The 19,021-nt window shown below is 46.9% G+C and carries 13 protein-coding genes; 11 read left to right on the top strand and 2 right to left on the bottom strand.

Annotation, left to right across the window (positions count from 1 at the left end; genetic code table 11):
* Positions 1-34 precede the first annotated feature (34 nt).
* The 7 genes from HQ29_RS08910 (at position 35) to HQ29_RS08880 (ending at position 10,315) form a co-directional block, all read left to right on the top strand.
* The gene (locus tag HQ29_RS08910; RefSeq protein WP_082226867.1) at positions 35-2,341 is read left to right on the top strand and encodes a TonB-dependent receptor; all 2,307 of its coding nucleotides are present in this window, start codon (positions 35-37) and stop codon (positions 2,339-2,341) included.
* Between the two features lie 605 nt (positions 2,342-2,946).
* A complete protein-coding gene (locus tag HQ29_RS08905; RefSeq protein WP_036869423.1) occupies positions 2,947-4,059 on the top strand; it encodes a mannose-1-phosphate guanylyltransferase in 1,113 nt (370 codons plus the stop codon).
* Positions 4,060-4,082: 23 nt separating this feature from the next.
* A complete protein-coding gene (locus HQ29_RS08900; RefSeq protein WP_036869327.1) occupies positions 4,083-4,676 on the top strand; it encodes a hypothetical protein in 594 nt (197 codons plus the stop codon).
* 12 nt (positions 4,677-4,688) lie between these two features.
* Positions 4,689-6,008: a serine hydrolase domain-containing protein gene (locus HQ29_RS08895; protein ID WP_036869325.1), complete on the top strand. Its 1,320-nt coding sequence runs from the start codon at positions 4,689-4,691 to the stop codon at positions 6,006-6,008.
* A gap of 21 nt (positions 6,009-6,029) precedes the next feature.
* Complete coding sequence (locus HQ29_RS08890; RefSeq protein WP_036788229.1) at positions 6,030-6,737, top strand: SIR2 family NAD-dependent protein deacylase; 708 nt, start codon at positions 6,030-6,032, stop codon at positions 6,735-6,737.
* A gap of 4 nt (positions 6,738-6,741) precedes the next feature.
* Entirely contained in the window at positions 6,742-8,079 is a 1,338-nt protein-coding gene (dgt, locus tag HQ29_RS08885) for a dGTP triphosphohydrolase (RefSeq protein WP_036869422.1), read from the top strand.
* A gap of 19 nt (positions 8,080-8,098) precedes the next feature.
* Positions 8,099-10,315, top strand: a complete 2,217-nt coding sequence (locus HQ29_RS08880; RefSeq protein WP_036869322.1) for a lamin tail domain-containing protein — start codon at positions 8,099-8,101, stop codon at positions 10,313-10,315.
* A gap of 158 nt (positions 10,316-10,473) precedes the next feature.
* Here HQ29_RS08880 and HQ29_RS08875 read toward each other — a convergent pair whose 3' ends face one another.
* Positions 10,474-11,463, bottom strand: coding sequence for a ketopantoate reductase family protein (locus tag HQ29_RS08875; protein WP_052090041.1), 990 nt, complete (start codon positions 11,461-11,463; stop codon positions 10,474-10,476).
* Positions 11,464-11,763: 300 nt separating this feature from the next.
* Between HQ29_RS08875 and pta the strand changes: the two genes are divergently transcribed.
* The 4 genes from pta (at position 11,764) to HQ29_RS08855 (ending at position 16,998) form a co-directional block, all read left to right on the top strand.
* Positions 11,764-12,777 carry a phosphate acetyltransferase gene (pta, locus tag HQ29_RS08870; RefSeq protein ID WP_036865355.1) on the top strand — a complete coding sequence of 338 codons (1,014 nt, stop codon included), beginning with the start codon at positions 11,764-11,766 and terminating at the stop codon, positions 12,775-12,777.
* A 41-nt stretch (positions 12,778-12,818) separates the two neighbouring features.
* Positions 12,819-14,012, top strand: a complete 1,194-nt coding sequence (locus HQ29_RS08865; protein ID WP_036788222.1) for an acetate/propionate family kinase — start codon at positions 12,819-12,821, stop codon at positions 14,010-14,012.
* A gap of 204 nt (positions 14,013-14,216) precedes the next feature.
* Positions 14,217-15,626: a leucine-rich repeat protein gene (locus HQ29_RS08860; RefSeq protein ID WP_036869320.1), complete on the top strand. Its 1,410-nt coding sequence runs from the start codon at positions 14,217-14,219 to the stop codon at positions 15,624-15,626.
* Positions 15,616-16,998 (top strand): alpha/beta hydrolase-fold protein, encoded by a 1,383-nt coding sequence (locus HQ29_RS08855; RefSeq protein ID WP_036869319.1) that lies wholly within the window; start codon positions 15,616-15,618, stop codon positions 16,996-16,998. The genes HQ29_RS08860 and HQ29_RS08855 overlap by 11 nt, the downstream gene beginning before the upstream one ends.
* 707 nt (positions 16,999-17,705) lie before the next feature.
* On the opposite strand, the gene HQ29_RS08850 is transcribed toward HQ29_RS08855, so the two are convergent.
* A complete protein-coding gene (locus HQ29_RS08850; RefSeq protein ID WP_036869318.1) occupies positions 17,706-19,013 on the bottom strand; it encodes a sensor histidine kinase in 1,308 nt (435 codons plus the stop codon).
* Positions 19,014-19,021 lie beyond the last annotated feature (8 nt).

The raw sequence follows: 19,021 nt of genomic DNA, 5'->3' as shown, positions 1-19,021 counted from the left end.
CTTACTGCTACCGCTTTGTCATGAAATACCAAATATGATGTTCAAGCAAATTGTTATAACACTAATCATTATTCTTTCCTGTGCAGCCACTGCTTTGGCACAGGATACTACGGCAAAAGGATACGTAATAGATGCCGATACGAAAAGGCCTGTCGAAGGCGTTGTCATACGTGTAAGCGGAACACTTGCCAGGGCAACAAGCAACAGCAAAGGCTATTTTGAGATACAGCGAGTCCCTTCGGATGCGGTATTGAAGTTTAGTCATGTCAGCTATCTGGCACGTACAATCTCGGCGGCAAAGCTATCCAAAGATCAAACCGTAGCCCTAACATCTTCAATGGTGAATATAGAACAAGTAACTGTTACAGGCACCGGAACACACAGACGAAACAAGGATGTTCCCATTCCGGTTACTGTTTTTACAGAAAAAGATCTGAAGAGACAAAACATCACCAATCTGAAAGAAGCTTTGCTCAAACTTATTCCATCCGTGACAGAAACACCTCTGGGAAGCATGGGATCCGTCATGACATTGAATGGTTTGGACGATAAATACATCCTTTTCTTAGTGAATGGGCAGAGACTCTTAGGCAGTGGATCTTCTGCTCCGGACCTTAGCAGAGTCAATCTTTCCAACGTTAAACGGATAGAAGTATTGGATGGAGCCGGTTCGATGATTCACGGATCGGATGCCATAGCAGGAGTAGTAAACATTATCACGAACGATATTCAGTCCGGAGTGGAGTTGGCTCTTAGCTCTTCGCTAAAAGATCACGGACGTCAGACCTATTCGGTTAATTTGGATGCAAAAGAGGGAAAATTCGGAAGCTATACTTCTTACAATAAACAGCTTACAGATGGTTGGATTCTTAATCCAATGGAAGAAGACAAAGAGGGTAAGCTTGTTCCCACGACCCGAATGGCGGTTATGGCATCCACAACTCACACGCTTTCTCAGCGTTTTACGTATGATTTCATGAGAGGAATGTCCCTGTATGCCGAAGGCTCTATTTCTCGTTTTATCCAAAACAGACCGGAGATGATCAATGGAACTAAAACGTCATACAACTACGATTTAGAGCATAAAAACGACTCTTATGCCTTTGGCGGACGATACGCAGTATCTCCAAAACTCTCTCTCTTTGCCGATTATTACAGAGATCACTACACCAGCTCTTACAACTACTTCCTTCCTGTGGGCAAAACAATCCGTCCGGGAGACAGTCAACTGCGTGTAGAGACTCGTTGGCACAAGGCATCCTTAAAAGGGATATACAATCTCAATCGCCAACACAAACTATCCTCCGGCATGGAGTACACCCTCGATGCGCTGGACAACTACTTCTCCACTTCGGACAAACTGAGAGAACCCGTAAGTACCGGAGCATTCTCTTTCTATGCTCAAGACGAAATGCGTTTTTCAAGAGCCTTTCAAGCGGTTGTCGGAGCAAGGGTTACACGCCACGATGTTCTCGGAAGCTATGTTACTCCGAATGCGGCAGTGATGTACACATTAGGGGATTTGAAGTTTAGAGGATCGTATGCATCCGGATATAAGACACCTTCTCTGAATGCCATCTACACCTTCAACGTTAATAAAGATGGTACTCTGACCATTGGTGATGAGTCTTTACGCCCGGAACGCAGTCAGTTTTTCTCTGCCTCGATGGAGTACGCAACTAATCGTCTTGCTCTATCTCTCGGAGCGTATGCCAACTATCTCAGAGATAAAATAGAGCTTGTGGCTTTTGAAGTAACTCCGGAAGAGTTGGCGCAATATCAAGCCAAGTATGGACCGGAAGTTACTCAAAACGTGGTGCGAAAGCGCAGTAACATAGACCGTGCAAGGGTTATGGGGCTCAAGGTTGGAGCAAAAGCATACCTCGGAGCCGGATTCATGTTGCAGGGCGACTACTCTCTTGTCGATGGCAAGAATCTGTCTGCGAAAGAGGGTGAAGACGACAGGCTGGACAAAACAATCCGTCATGCCGGAAATGTCTCCGCACAATGGACGCACTCTTGGGGTGGATACCATCTGAACGTAAACCTTACGGGAGAGTTGAGAGGACCTCGTTTCTCTTCTATTTATTCTCCAAGGATAGGGGATGCACCGGGTTATTCGCTTTGGAATATCAATACAACCCATACTTTTGAACTGGGTAAGCTGATACTGATGCCAACGGTAGGTATAGAGAATATCTTCAACTATGTGGACAATCGTCCCGGTTATCGTCATTATCTTAACGATAAAGGCAAAGGAGCCACAACGATGTCTCCTTATGCGACCATTACTCCGGGACGGACTTACTACCTCTCTCTCAGTGTAAGATTCAAGCAGTAAGGGAGGCATAGAGATTTAGACCATTCTCGGAATGGATCGGAGCGGGGATCGGATATGTATGGGGCATATATATTTCGATATCCGCTCTTTTTTTATTTCCATTACTCCCGGGTGTCTCTGCTTATGATCCACTCGGAGAGTGTAAGAGAAGGATGAAATGAATAGGTAAAAAAAGCAGACTGAACGCTTATATTGTTTCATCCGAACAGGTTAAGAGGTTAAAGTCAGGGTTTGATTTGTGGAAATCAAGCTTTAGGATTTGCAAATCAAGACTTGAATGGTGCCGTTCAAGGTTCGGTTTTTGGCAATTGGGTCTTGATTTCCAAGATTGTACGTATTTAAGACAATTTTTTAGAGTGATAAGCCGATTTTGTGAATGGGTTTAAGTTTTAGTCGGACTTGGCAGAAGCAAAAGAAGTCCGATATTGTGCATATTTTTGTAACCTTTTAATTTATAATTGTTTAGTGTCTGTTTTGGAAGATAGAAATGGGCAAAATCTGCCCTTAAACAATCATCCGGCAGGCTTGTTTCTTTCTTTCGTTATTGTTAAATTTGCGTAGACCTTCGCAGGGATGGGTTACCCTGCGTTCTAATATTGATGGCTATGCATAATAAACAAACTTATTGCGTCATACTTGCGGGAGGAGAGGGAAACCGATTCTGGCCTTATAGTCGCAAGAGTATGCCCAAACAGTTTTTGGACTTCTTTGGTTTGGGTGAGACACTTCTTCAGATGACTTATCGTCGCGTTTCAAAATCTTTTTCAACGGAACGGATTTTGGTTTCTACCAATATCAACTATGTGCAGATCGTGCAGGAGCAGCTCCCCGAACTGCCTCTCGAAAATATCATCGTAGAGCCGTGCCGCAGAAATACCACAGCCACGTGTGCGCTGGCAACTCTTCATCTGTTGAGTAGAGATAGAGATGCGAAGATCTGCTTTGCTCCATCGGACCACTTGGTATTGGATCACGACCTGTTCATAAAGACGATGAGGCAGGCATCTGCATACATTCACGAAAACGATAATGCACTACTTACGATAGGCATTGCACCCTCTCGTCCGGATGTCGGATACGGCTATATCCAAGTGGATGGTAAGGGAATGCCGGAAGATCCACTGGGTCATGTCTTCAAGGCAAAGACATTTACCGAGAAGCCCAAGGCAGAGATAGCGAGAATCTTTATCGAGAGCGGAGAGTTTTTCTGGAACTCCGGGATGCTGTTCGCAACCGGAACAGTCCTCCTCCAATCCCTTAGAGAGTATGCGCCCGAACTGATGGAGCGTCTAGAAGGACCGGACAAAGAGAGTCTGGCGCCCTATGGCACTCCCGATGAAAATGCCCATGTGGCAGAGACCTATCCCTATTGCCCCAATGTCTCCATAGACTACACGGTATTGGAGAAAGCGGAAAATGTACACGTCTTGGTGGCAGACTTCGGATGGGCAGACCTGGGTACATGGGGATCTGTCTACGAGATCGGGGAGAAGGATGCACGGGAAAATATGACACTGCATGCTTCTGTGCTGGAAAATGAGAGTCGTCGCAACCTCGTGGTGAGCGATACTCCGGGTCGTCTTGTGGTGATGCAAGGTGTGGAAGATCTGTTCATCGTGGAGAAAGATGAGGTTCTGCTCATCTGCAAACGAGGCGAAGAGCAGAAGTTGAAGCAGCTTCACTTGGCGGCGATGTCGAAAGGAAAAGAGTATGTATAACCTTATATAGAGAAGGAGAAGCTATGAAAAGGCTGTTTTTGACCGCATTGGTCGTTCTGCTTGCCGTTGCAGGCTTGTCTGCACAAGAGAGTATGGAAGTGATGAAGAGCTATGAAGGGGTCTACTCTTCCCCTCAGATTCCGATACAGCTCCATGTCTCCGTACGAGGAGAGCAGCTCACCGCTCAAGGTACGGGGCAACCCTCTTTCGAGCTGACCTATATCTCTCCTGCCCGATACGAGAACAGGCAGGCCGGGATCGTGATAGAGTTTGTTACGAAGGAGAATAAGCTCATCATGGAACAGAGTGGTATGCGCATAGAAATGACCCGATCCGCTGCCGGTTCTGCTACAAAAGTGGTGGTAAAGCCCGAAGTGCTCGACACTTATGTAGGGGTATATGGTTCGCCGAACTTCCCTGCAAAGATTACGATAAAGCGTACCGGCAACGACCTTACGGCTCAAGTGACATCGCAACCCACGGTGGCTCTCGACTGTAAGAGCGAACGTCTGTTCGTGAATGCCGCTTTGGGACTTGAGATAGAGTTCTTCCCGAAAGAGAAGAAGCTCGTTTTGAGACAGATGGGACAGACTTTGGAGATGAAAAGAGAAGAATAGCAAGGTACAAGCATGAGATATATCATGATGGTTGTGGCTGTTGCAGCCACATTTTATTCCCTTACTGTTCAGGCGCAGGATACTACTATCCTCCGCCTGAACAGGTTTTTGGAGATGGTGGAGCAGGAGGAGATGGTGATGGGAAATATTTCTGTCTTCCATTCTGGAAAGGAGATCTGCTCCAAGGCAATGGGGTTCAGAGATGTGGAGCATGGGGTAAGGGCAGATTTGGAAACACGTTATCGTGTCGGCTCTGTAAGCAAAACCTTCTGTGCGGTGGTGATACTGCGCCTTGTGGAAGAGGGCAAACTCTCTCTGCAAGACAAGTTGAGCCGTTTCTTTCCTGCTGTTCAAGGCTCCGAAAATATCTCCATAGAGCAGATGATGAGGCATAGAAGCGGTCTGAAAAACTTCCTTGAAACTCCCGACTATATCCACTGGAAGCAGCAGGTGCACACGAGAGAACAGCTGTTGGATCGCGTTAAGAGTGTCGGCTTGTCGTTCGATACGCCCGATGCAAAAGTGGAGTACTCCAACAGCAACTATGCCCTTTTGGCAATGATAGCCGAGCAGGTCTCCGGAAAGAGCTATTCCGCACTGGTGCGAGAGTATATCACTGATCCGCTGGGGCTTTCCGCTACTCGTGCAGAGGGAAACATCGAGCCGAAAGAGAATGAAGCGCTCTCTTACCGTAGAAGTTCGGAGTGGAGCTTTGCCGGCTATACCGACAGCTCCATTCTGCTTGGTGCCGGAGATGTGATCTCCACGCCAACGGAGCTGAACAAGTTCATTTCTGCCTTGATGAGCGGCAAGCTTCTATCTTCAGCCTCTTTGGTAAAGATGTTGGAGCTGAAAGAGAAATACGGCATGGGGATATTACCGCTCTATTTTAACGATAAAGTGGCTTACGGACATACGGGAGGTATAGATGGTTATGCCTCTGCGCTCTTCCATTTCCCGGACTCCGGCTATTCGTATGCCTATACATTCAACGGCGTGCAAGAGGATCTTTCGGTCGTTGTTGCTGGTCTGGTGAGTGCCATATACGATATGCCGTGGCAAAAGCCGCAGCCTGACGATCCTTCTACCTACTATCGCTACGAGGGGATATATGCTTCGTCCGACTTCCCTCTGCCCATATTCATTGGTGTACAAGAGGGTAAGCTCATGGCACAAGCACTCGGACAGTCCTCTTTCCCTTTAAAAGGTGCCGGCAAAGGGGTATTTGTCTTTGTCCCGGCTGCAATAAGAGTTATCTTTGAACTGGAGAAAGATGAAATGCTATTCCTGCAAGGAGGTTTCCAAATCAGGATGAAAAAGATGTCTAAATAACCATAAAAACAGAGCTGCTGTATGAAAAAGAAGAAGATTGTGTTCTTAACCGGAGCCGGAATGAGCGTAGAGAGCGGTCTTGAAACATTTCGAGATGCCGACGGACTCTGGGCAAAATATAGAATAGAAGATGTATGTACTCCGGAAGCACTGCGCCGAAACCCCGATCTTGTCCGTGAGTTTTATAACATGAGACGGGAGGAGATCGCGAAAGTAAAGCCTAACGGAGGTCATCTTGCCATAGCTGCGTTGGAAGAAGAGTACGATGTCGTTGTGGTTACTCAGAATATAGACGACCTGCATGAACGTGCCGGCTCCACGCAAATAGTACATTTGCATGGCGAAGCAATGAAGTGCGCCTCTCTCTCCGATCCTCATAACCCTCTTCCGTTACCGGAAGGACGGCTTGCGCTCACTGCCGATGATGTCGATGCCCGCGGTCTTCCCCTCAGACCTTTTGTGGTATTCTTCGGGGAGTCTGTGCCTATGTTGGATGAGGGTATTCGCCATGTTTCGGAAGCGGATATATTTGTCATCGTCGGAACAAGCCTGAATGTCTATCCTGCCGCAGGGCTTATACACTATGCCAAACCGGATACACCTATCTTTCTGATAGACCCGAAGGAGGTTGCGATGAGTGGATTGGAGTTTACTCATTTCCGTTGCGGAAGCAGTGAAGGCATGCAACTCCTAACCGCCAAACTCGAACAACTAAAACAACATTCGTAATATGATGAGATGGGAACAGCTCCTGCAAGATACGCGTCTGGGTATGGAGGACTATCATGTCAAGTCTGTAGGACGGACAGACTTTCAGAGAGACTATGACAGACTGATCTTTTCCGCTCCTTTTCGCCGTTTGCAGAACAAGACACAGGTATTCCCTCTACCGGGAAAAGTGTTTGTTCACAACAGGCTTACGCACAGCCTTGAAGTTGCTTGCGTCGGACGCTCGCTGGGTAACAATGTAGGACGTATTCTGAGGGAGAAATATCCTCAAAGCGAAGCTACATTCGAGGAGATCGGAAGCATTGTCGCTGCTGCCTGTTTGGCGCATGATATGGGAAATCCTCCCTTTGGACACTCCGGGGAGAGGGCTATATCTGCCTATTTCAACGAGGGGCACGGCGCAAAGTATAGGGAGGAAGTGATCAGTGAAGGCGGCAGATGGTCGGACTTTGGACATTTTGAAGGCAATGCCAACGCTTTCCGCCTGCTCACTCACAGCTTCAAAGGACGTCGCAGCGGCGGTTTCGCTCTCACGTACAGCACACTTGCATCCATCGTCAAGTATCCTTACCCTTCGCACTGTGCCCTTGCGTTGAGAAAGAAGAAGTACGGATACTTTCAGACAGAAGAGCAGACTTATGCCAATATAGCCGACCGGCTCGGCATCCCAATAGTGGAGGAAGATAACGGCATCCTGCTTCATGCCCGATACCCTCTTGTTTATCTGGTGGAAGCTGCCGATGATATATGCTACCAAATCATGGATATGGAGGATGCTTTTAAGCTGAAGCTGATAGACGAAAAGGAGGTCAAAGATATTATGTCCCGCTTCCTCAGCCCGGAGAAAACCGATAACGTGCAAAAAACAATGGACCGGGTGACGGACAAGAACGAGCAGATTGCTTACATCAGATCGGTTGTAATAGGCACTTTGGTAGAGGAGTGTACTCGTGTATTTGCGGAAAATGAAGAAGCTATCCTTGGCGGAACATTCAAGGGAGCACTTACCGATAACCTTTCGACCCAGGTACAGGCTGCTTTTAAGTATTGTGCCGAAACAGCAAAAACAAAAGTCTACTGTGCCAGAGAGGTTAAGGATATAGAGATGGCAGGTTTTACCATTTTTGCAGACCTCCTCGAACGGCTTATCATTGCTCAGAAATATCCTCAAAGAGCCTATTCTCAGCTTTGGTTTGGTCGTGTCCCTGAACAGTACAACCTCAAACACGCCACACTTTATGGCAAGATCCAGACAGCTCTGGATTATATTTCCGGTATGACCGATATATATGCACTGGATCTTTACAGGACATTGACCGGAATGAGTCTTCCTGCCGTTTAGACGAACTATGAGAGAATAGATGAAAAACCACATATTTATTCTGATACTGTTGCTCCCTTTCTTTTGTGAAAGAGTTCTCGGAGCTACTCCTCCGCAGTCTCAATGGAGTGGAGATGTCGAAGCATTTTCATGGCAGGGCGGACGGCTTTCGATAAGTCCCGAAACGCCTTTGAGCCAAGCATCAATATCTCACGACTTCTCCTGGAAAGGAAATGAAACTACATGGGTGATGCAGACTGCTTTTACGGGAGCACCTACCGGCAGAAACGGTTTTCGCTGGACGCTGTTTGCTTTGAAGAGTAACCGGAAGATGCTATCCTATCTCATTACATCGGAAGAGAACGGATCTGTTTTGTTGTTACAAGAGAGGAGCCGTTGGGTGTCAGGTGTGGATCAAAACGATGTCTCTATCCGAAGCCTGCTTCGAGTATCTCTCTCGCCGGCACAGATGGCTTGGCAGGAGCTGAAGATTGTGGTGCGCTATTCCGACTCTCGCCTCAACCTTTCCCTTTCCGGCGGTAATGTCGCCGAGCAGAAAGATGTCGAAATACCCGATGTGTCCGATTGGGAGATCGTCTCTACCATGACACTCGAAGCCTTTTATACGAAGATAAAACGCTCCATGCTTGTTTGGGATAATATCGAAGCGGGAGGAGACGAAGTATTGGATGCAGATCCTAAAATCGTGGATATGGGTTACGATCCGGAGGAGAGTGTCGCAAGACTCACTTTTACCGAATCTGTCGATCACTCTTCCGCCATGGCAAAGATTTCCGATGAGTCTGTTGCCGTATCTCTACGTGAAGGGGCAAAGCCGGAAGAGCTGCTGCTTCATTTTTCTCCAGCACTACTTCTTAGCCATACCTATACTTTAAGTATCGAAAATCTTCGAACAATAAAAAGTTCAAAGGTTTTTAATGTCAGTTTCACATTCTCTTTGGAAGATACGGAGGCCGTTTCATCTCTTCTCCTTTCAGAGTTTCTCACAAAACCTTTACCCGGCAAGGCGGAGTATATAGAGCTTTTTAATAGCTCTCATTCCGAGCTTCCTCTCTCCTCTTACACGCTATACTATAATAACACAGCCTATGAACTGCCGGATGTAAAAGTGCCTGCTCGCAGCTTTGTCGTACTTTATAAAGAGGGATTGCCGGCTCCTATTCCCGAAGCGATCCCTCTCAAGCGGTTTCCGACACTCGCCAACACACGTTTCTCCCTCTCTTTATTCTTGGAGGAAGAAGTGGATAGAGTGGTTTATGGAGACAATATAGCCGGGAAAGATGGGCAGAGCGTGGAGCGGTTGGATATTCTCAACCCACACAAGACATTGGCACAGTGGAGACCTACAAACTCTCCATCCGGAGGAACACCCGGTATGCCTCCGGCACAGCAACCTTTTGAAGAGATTGCCGTTTCCGATATTGTCATCAACGAAGTATTGGCACACCCTGTATCGGGAGGGGATGAGTTTATAGAGCTGTACAACCGTTCCGACAAAGAGATGGATCTGAAAGATTTGGCACTTGAGATACGCACCGGAACGGAGCTTAAAAACATCAAGAGCTTTGCGCTTTCCGATACCTCCTATATCCTCCCGGCTTCCGGTTTCATTGTTCTTACTCGCTATAAAAAGTCTGTCTCATCTTTCTATCCGCAGACAGATCCGAAAACATTGTACGAGAAGATGCACCTGCCTACACTGCCCAATACCATCTTCTCTCTGCATCTGCGTTCTCAAGCAACGGGTCAAGTCATAGACGAGATGCTCTACAGACGTCAGTACCTTGGTGTCTCGCCCAAGCCTCAAGCCGGAACATCTTTGGAGAGAACAAGTCCGGATGCATCCGGAATGGAGCCGACATCGTGGCGTGCTGCCCTTCTTTCTGCCGGGAAAGCCACTCCGGGTCTTCCGAACTCCGTATTGGGACTGCCGGCCGATTCCGATGACGGAAAGGAGCAAGCGTGGCCGAAAGAGGAGGTAATTCCTTTTGACGATATTGTGCGTCTGGTTCAAGCCTATCCGCAGAATGCTTCCGGCACTGTTTTCAGCCTTAGAGGCGTACCGGTTTTGAATATCCGGAAGGAGGCATTGCTTCTTTTTGTCGAACAGATAAAGCAGGGTGAAAACAAACACCATCTGCCGTCCGGCATTTACATCCTCCACATTCATTTGGATGGTCCGGAGGGGAAACATCCTGTCCGTAGCAGTCTTAAATGGCTCTCTCCATTCTCTTGATTTATCGTACGAAAAGGTAAAATCTCTATCCCTATCCGTTCTTCCCGTTCCGTTTCCCTAAATACAAGCCAATTTCAATGCAGCAACCTTTTCCGATATAATGGTATAAAGGCTTTGTCGATGCCGTTGGGGAGAAGAGTTGTTCACTCTCAAACGAGTTATTTTTCCTGTTCGTGAGAACCTCTTTCCCGATCTCTGCTGTGGATGATAGCTCTTAGTCCCATGAAATTAGGCATATTGACACCGTACTTTTCTCCGCTTGCTATCACATCTTCCAGCATTTGACGGATTTCATCAGGGGAGTGATTGATGTGTCCGTCAAATATAGACTGCAAAGCTTTGCCGGAATAAACTTTCTGCGCAAGAGGGATGAGAAGAAGCAGAGGTAGCTTTTGGAGTCTGTTAGTAGGCTCCACACCAAGATCCACGCCCCTTTTCACACAAATCTCAAAACCTTCTCGAATGCAGAATATTGTCTTTTTCAAGATCTCTCTATCCCGTACAAACCTTTCTGCACTTCCTGCACAAAGTACACCTGCAGAGAGTCCGGCAGCTACGGCATAATGGGAAATCAGCCAATCTGATATACATTTGTAGATGCGAGGTTTCAGGTTTGCTCTTTCGAGGATCTCTGCAAAGAGCCTGACCCTACCGCTTATCGTGCCATCTGCTTCCCCTATCGGTGTGTGTGAGAAAGTCATTCCGGAGATCGTTGTCCGTATTTCATTTTTGTTGCGTCCTCCTCCGACCATGAACGGGAAGCTGAAGAAATACTGCTCCGGACGCAGATAGGAGGCAATCTCATCGAAAGAGTCCCACAGGTTTAGAAAGAAGACGATGTTGGCTCTCCCCGAACGCTCTTTCAGTATGGGAAGTACTTTGGAGATTTGTAGCTTGTTGGTGGCTACGATGATGTAATCAAAGTCGTTGTCCGGAGAGAGTTCGTCTATCACATGAGGCTTGAAGATGACATCTGAAATCTTTTTCTCTCTTCGTCTGAAGTCTTCACAGATGATGTGTATGCCCTGTTTGGAGTAGAGCTTATGCTTCTCTTTGCGAACAAGGACCGAGATGTCGTGCCCTTGTAAATGGAGTTGCCAGCCGTACGTGCTACCTACAACTCCCGGTCCGTAGATGAGTATTTTCATGGAAAGGCCTGTCAGTGTCGTTCGATATGAACAAATGTACCCCAATAATAGGGCAGTTACAATCGCTAAGAATAGGGATTTTGGTAACATTTCAGGTAGATGACGAGGTGAATAAAAGCCTTTTCCTCCGAAAAGGGGAATATTCGGCACGCTTTTCAGAGCTTTTCACAACGCTCTCGCTATGCCTTTTCCCTTCACGGAATGAGTGAACGAATTAAGGCACAAAGCCATAGATTATATAGGCAGAGTCCGAAAGGTTTTGTACATTTGCAGTAAATACTAAAGAAAACAAACCATATCATGGAACTTTTACAATCATTTGTACAGCGTGCGAGCGGTAATAAGCAACGTATAGTGCTACCTGAAGGAACAGAAGAGAGAACGCTAAAAGCAGCGGACCGACTAATAAAAGATGGTGTAGCAAATATTATTCTTATCGGAGATGAAAAGGAGATTGCTGCGAAAGCAGCGGAGCTGTCTCTGAGCCATATTGCTCAAGCAGAAATCGTTAATCCTGATACTCACGCAGAGATGGAGAAGTACACCAACCTCTTATTCGAGCTTAGAAAGAGCAAGGGAATGACTATCGAAGAGGCTCAAAAGAAGGCTAAAGATCCGCTATATCTATCTTGTTTGATGATCAAAGCCGGAGATGCCGATGGAGAAGTAGCCGGAGCGAAAAACTTTACAGGCGATGTGCTTCGTCCTGCACTGCAGATCATCAAGACCGTTCCGGGTGTAAACACCGTATCGGGCGCATTCATCATGATCACTCCAGCCAAAGAGTATGGTAAGGAAGGCGTACTCCTCTTTGCCGATTGTGCCGTAACTCCAAATCCGGATGCACAGCAGTTGGCTCAGATTGCGGTATCTTCTGCTCACACCGCAAAGGATCTTTTGGACATGGAAGCCAAGGTGGCTATCTTGAGTTTTTCTACCAAAGGAAGTGCTAAGAACGAACTTGTGGACAAGGTGATAGATGCAACACGCATTGCAAACGAGATAGCTCCTCAGTTGAATATTGACGGAGAGTTGCAGGCAGATGCTGCTCTTGTGCCTAAAGTGGGTGAAATGAAAGCTCCAAACAGCAAGATAGCAGGACATGCCAATGTTCTTGTATTCCCTTCTCTTGAAGTGGGAAATATTGCATACAAGTTGGTTCAACGTCTTGCAGGCGCAGAGGCCGTGGGGCCGGTACTTCAAGGTATCGCTGCACCGGTGAACGACCTGAGCCGTGGATGCTCTGTGGATGACATCTATTACATGGTGGCTATTACGGCATTGCAGTCTATCGGCCTAAAGAGTGCCAAGTAAGCAGTTTCGCAATAGAAGAAATACATTACAATAATAGCGATATGAAAATCCTCGTATTAAATTGTGGCAGCTCGTCTGTAAAGTACAAGTTGTTCAACATGACCTCTAAGGAGGTATTGGCAGAGGGTGGAGTAGAAAAACTCGGCCTGCCGGGATCATTCCTTAAGTTCGTTGGGAAAGACGGCAAAAAGGTAATTCTGGAAAAAGATCTCCCTGAGCATACTGCCGCGGTGGAGTTTATTTTGTCTGTGCTTAAAGATAAGGAGCACGGTTGTATCTCCTCCTATGATGAGATAGAAGCTGTGGGACACCGTCTTGTTCACGGAGGAGAGAAATTCTCCAAGAGTGTCCTCATCACGGACGAAGTGATCAAGCAAGTTGAAGAGTGCATAGAGCTTGCTCCTCTTCATAATCCACCCAACATCAAAGGAGTGGATGCAATAAAGGCTCTTCTGCCTAAAGTTCCTCAGGTAGGTGTGTTCGACACAGCATTCCATCAGACTATGGAGCCGTTTGCATATATGTATGCTCTGCCATACGAACTGTATGAGAAGTACGGTATTCGCCGTTACGGATTCCATGGAACAAGCCACAGATATGTGAGCCAACGTGCTTGCGAGGTGCTTGGGCTGGATATCAACAAGACAAAGATTATTACCGCACACATTGGTAACGGAGCTTCTATCGCGGCCATAAAGGATGGTAAAGTGATGGATACCTCTATGGGACTTACTCCTACCGAGGGTCTTATCATGGGAACACGCTGTGGAGATGTTGATCCGGGTGCGCTTGCGTTCTTGGTCGAAAAGCTTGGCTTGGATGGTGAAGGCCTTAGCAATCTTATCAATAAAAAGTCCGGTGTTCTCGGTGTTACGCAGATCTCTTCCGACATGAGAGAGGTAGAAGCCGGTATCGAAAGAGGTGATAAGAAAGCGATATTGGCTATGGAAATGTACGACTATCGCATTAAGAAGTACATCGGAGCCTATGCTGCCGCAATGGGAGGTGTGGATCTTCTCATCTTTACAGGCGGTGTGGGAGAAAATCAATGGACTACTCGTGAAACCGTATGCGAGGGTCTCGGCTTCCTCGGATTGGAGATAGACAAAGAACTCAATACCAACATGAGAGGCAAGGAGATGGTTATCTCCAAGAAGGGATCAAAGGCAACCATCATGGTAGTGCCTACGGACGAAGAGCTCATGATCGCAAAAGACGTTCAAGCATTGGTATGATTTGCTCTCGTGTAAGCGAGAAGAGATAAAGATAAAGACCGGTATCTGTTTTGAGATACCGGTCTTTTTTTGTGCTGATGCTGCAATTTCCCAACAATTAGGTACGATCTCTTCCGCCCCAAATACCTAAAATTCGGGAGTCCGGCATGTATCTGAAATCTTTAAGTTTGCATTCCGTAAACAGTACACTAAAACATAATCTTTATGAAAAACAATCTCAAATTTATTTTCATGCTGCTTGCTCTTGTGAGCTTGCAGTCTTGCGACAAAAAAGGAAAAGGTCCGGATGGACCGGAAACAGGTCCATTCAATGTAGAGATAAAGACTCCTAATAGCTCTTTGCAAGAAGGAACCGTAGGCGAGTTCGTTTACTTCTCGTTTGTGAATAATAAAACAGTAGAGGTAAAGGCTGCCGATGTTGCATCGAGCAGTGAATGGGATATTGCATTTCTCGGTTTGGAAGGTCGTACAAATAGCGGAGAGAGCGGAAAAGGAAAAGGCTCCGTTTATATGACCAATACGAATGACTTTGACGGAATAGAGAGTGCAGAGCCATTTTTGAAAGAGACGGTTCTTTGGGAAGAAGACATCCGTCGCGAGATAGCACCCTCTGTAGTTATTTCTACCAATCCTCTTCTTGCCCAAGGTGGATGGTACACCAAGGATGCCGAAAGTGCTGCTTTTAAGGTGTCTGACCGAGTATTCATTATTCGTATAGCGAAAGAAAATCGCTACGTTAAGCTACAGCTCATAGAGGCAAAGGGTAAAGATGGTGCAGTAGAAAGTGTTCGTTTCAGATACGACTTCATCAAAGATAAAGGAGACAATAGCAAGCTGAAAATAGTACCACGTGAAAATGAGAAGGTTGTTACCGGAGAGGGTCGTCTTTCTGAGAAGATTTCAGAGCAAGAAGCCGGTACGATAAAGTATCTTGTCGTAAAGAATATGGCAATAAGGCAGGTCGACTTCTCTTTCATAAAGAATAAAATGAAAACATTGGAAGAGATAGACATGGCAGATGCAACATTTGATTTGGACTATGACGACTCTGTTTTGAAAGACAATAAGACCGTAAAGAAGTTCATTGCTCCACGCAATCTTGAGAGTGTCGGCAGGGGCTGGTTTGGCTATTGCAATCTTGAGACTATCGTCTTCCCTGGTACTTCTCTCAAACGAATAGGGGATGGAGCCTTCTGTGCTTCTCAAAAACTAAAGAATATTAAGCTTCCATCATCTGTGGAGAGTATCGAAAATAATGCTTTCTGGGCAGATATGGCATTGGAGCATATCATTATTCCTGCGGGAGTGGAACTAATACCGGAGGGAATGTTTCTTTCTTGTAGAAACTTGAAGAGTGTAACTTTCCTCGGTAAGATTAGAAGCATCGGGTACGATGCGTTCTCCGGATGTTCCAGTCTTCGTTCCATAAGATTTCTCACTTCTACTCCTCCTGCGTACGAAGGCTTCCCCTTTGAAGGTGTTCCATTTGTAAAAGATGGCAAGCAGTATTTCCGTTTTTATGTGCCTAAAGGATCGGCTCAAGCTTATCTTAAGTCGTTCAATGGCTTCAAGAAGGATGAGCTTATCGTTTTCTTCCAAGAAGATGAGAAGTAACAGTGTGTCAAAGGCCGGTTTCGCTCTTCTGCTGTTCGGAGCACTGCTCTTATCTCCCGGTTGTAGGGCGGATAAGCCGGAGGCAGAGGACGAAGGAGCGAAACGAGAGGAGTTTATCTCCAACGATCGCATTGTATCCTTTCTCAAGCAGCAGCTCGATAAGGAGGATATTGTATTTGCTCCGGTAGCGATGTACAGAGAGTACATCACACCGGACGAACTGAAATCCGAAAGAGATCAGATATGGATGCTTTGGAAAGAAGCCAATAAAGAGCGACTCGAAAAGTCCGGTCTGGCGGTCGAGCTTCCAAGTAAAGAGATCATCTGGAGTATCCCTCAGCAGGAGCGCATGAAGATCAAGTGCTTCCCGAAAGGGGATATGCCCGGCGGAGGATACCCTATGGTCATCAATCTTCATGGTGGTGGATCGTATCCCCAAACACCTTCGGAGTGGGGCTCTACCATCAATGAAGACGAGTGGAATGCGGCACTCTCGCTGAGCCGTCAGTACGACGATGCGCCATCTTTTTACTTTGTACCCCGTATGTCGGACGACCGTAAAGGTCGCTGGTACTACCAACCGCAGAGAGCTGCATTCCTAAGAGCTTATCAGCTGGCAGTGTTGAGCGGAATAGCCGATCCCGATAGAGTCTATCTGACGGGTATCTCTGAGGGCGGATACGGAACGCTTCGTCTGGCTCTGTTCATGCCCGACTACTTCGCAGCCGCAGGTGTTCTTGCCGCAGCGGAGAAGCCCTCTACGGAAGCTGTAAACCTTAGAAATCTTCCGTTCCGTATGGAAGTGGGCGCCAACGATTTCGGTTTCAGCAGAAACCTCTACGCATACAAGTGGAAAGACAGGCACGAGGAGCTTCAGAGAGAAAACCCTGCGGACTATGAGGGGATGGTGATCATCCAACCCAGCAGAGACCATCTGGGTACACGCTATTTCGATATGGCTCCTTGGTTTATCAAGCAGAGACGCCGGAGTAATCCTCGCCACGTTACCTACGAATACTACAACATATTCCCCGGAGGTAAGGTCGGCACGGGAGGTTATGCCAATGCCGTTTACAACTTGGACTTTCGTTCGCTCAAGCGTTCGTCGGATACAGACCGGATTCTATTCGATCTCGTGAAAGAGGGAAACAAGATAGAGCTGAAAACCAAAGAGATTGCCGGAAAGGTTACGGGCACACTCTCCATCTATGTAGACGATATAAACTTTGCCTTACCGGTGCAAGTCTATCTGAATGGAGCGTTGGTCAAAGAGACCAAGCTCAAACCTTCAAGAGGCGTTATGGCTGAAACGATGGCTCTCTTCGGGGATCCCAAGAGAATATATCCGAGCAAAGTGGAGATACCGCTCTGATAGAGCGCATCCCTTTTGCCCGATAATAGAACAGGCTACTTCGGAAAGGTTTCCGGAGTAGCCTGTTTGCTTCTATTTTACTCTTGAAAAAGGGGAAATGGGAGAGGCTGTTTTTATATATTCCATCCCGAAAAATGCTTCCTTTTTTCGGTCTCTCTATTTTGATCGGAGGGGTCGTTTTCAGAGCATGACCGAATTTGTTAAATCAGCTCATTTTATTAACACAAATTTCGATAGCTGTTAAGCGAAAATGGTAAACGAGCATATTTTGTCGGCTTAACGTGTTTAATTTTTCAATGAACACGTTTACTGATTTCATTAAACACGTTTACCGGATTCGATTAACGTGTTTAACCAAAATCATTAAAGTGCTAACAATCAACCGACTACGTATTTTCACCCTAAAATACCCCTGAAAAGGCAAATTTCTCTATTAGGAAACGTTTACAGAGAAGGGTGTTAAAATTTATACTAATTAACGCGAAAAAGCCCCATCAAACGGACTGAAGAAAAATTTTTTCCAAATTCGCACTGATTTATATTCTGCTCTATTTCAATCTCTTACGGCTATAGGCAAAAATCTCCACTCCCCAAAGAGAGGGAGCGGAGTAGTTTTGGAGCAGAATGTGAGCACTCCGTTTTTATATAAAAATACCGGCAAAAAGCCCCTTTTTTCGGGTCGTTTCGGAGCAGTTTTCGGAGACGATTTATACCGTTTTTATTCTGATTCGGAAGCGTGTCTTGCCATCCTCTTCCGTCCGAAGCGAATAGGTGAAGTGGTGTCTGTCCAACACCTCCATGATGAAGAGCAGTCCGATGCCCTGCCCATTGGGTTTGGTGGAGAAGAAGGGGTTGAATATCTTGTCCGAAAGCTCCTTTGATATGCCCGGCCCATCGTCGGTAATGACAATCTCCGGAGCAGGAGAGAGCGAGGAGGATAGCGTGATATTGCCATCGGTGCCTATGCTCTCCATGCTGTTTTTGAGGATATTGAGGATGACCTGCTCTATGAGTCCGTCGTCGAAAGAGGTGTTGAGCGGTTCGGGGGACAGCTCCAGATGGAGGGCAATGCGGTTCTCGCTGAACTGATGCTCCATGAATAGAGCACACCGTTTCAGCAGAAGATTGATGTCCGAAGTGGCAAACTGTGGTTGCGGAATGCGGACAACATCGGCAAACTGCGTGATGAAACGGCTCATCTGCCTTGAGCGGTGATTGCAGCTGTCGAGTACCTCCACGAGGTCTGCCTTGTCCGGCTCTTCCTGCAAAATGTCATGCAGGCTTTGGAGAGTGGATGTGAGTCCGGCAGTGGTATTGTTTACCTCATGGGCTATCATGCGTATCACTTTGGAGTAAGCCTCTTTTTCCGCTTTTCTCACCTCGTCCGTGAGACTCTCTATGAGGAAGAAAGGCTGCTTGAATCCCTGATTCTGAAAGGTAAGATGAGAGCATCGCAGGATGGCAGAGCCGGATGGCTGTGCCGTAATGGAAGATCCCTGCGGAATGTCGGACAGGGTCAGCGTGAAGAGCCGTTCGGCTTCTTGCAGCTTCTTGCCCAGTATCTCCGTCTCCGTCTCTATGCCGAGCAGGGAGAGCGAAGCCGGATTTACACTCTTGATATTGTGATCCAGATCCAGTATGATCACCCCCATGGGAGAGGCGTTGATGAGCAGATCGAGCAGTGAATTGGCTTCTCTTACTTGCAACCGCTCTTTGCGCAGCTGCTCTATCATTTCATTGAATATCGCAACAAGGTTATCGGCATCGTTTTGCCCCACCGTGGCAAGTCTTGAGGAGAAGTCTTGCGAGCGCAGAAGGTTCATCCCGCTGTCCAGAATGTGCAGAGGCATCACGATGCGTCTGAAAAAGAAGATGAGCAGAACCAGCAAGAGCAGACCGTTGATACCGAGAGCAATGAGCGACCATGGTGTTCGGGTCTCGGCATAGAGGGCTGTAAAGAGAATGGTGCCCATGACCAACAGAACCAACAGATAGTAAGAGAGTCTGTAACTCATAAGGAAAG

Source organism: Porphyromonas canoris, assembly GCF_000765975.1.
Taxonomy (GTDB): Bacteria; Bacteroidota; Bacteroidia; order Bacteroidales; family Porphyromonadaceae; genus Porphyromonas_A; species Porphyromonas_A canoris.
The sequence above is the reverse complement of the archived record's forward strand: the minus strand, read 5'-3'. Positions and strand labels throughout refer to the sequence as shown.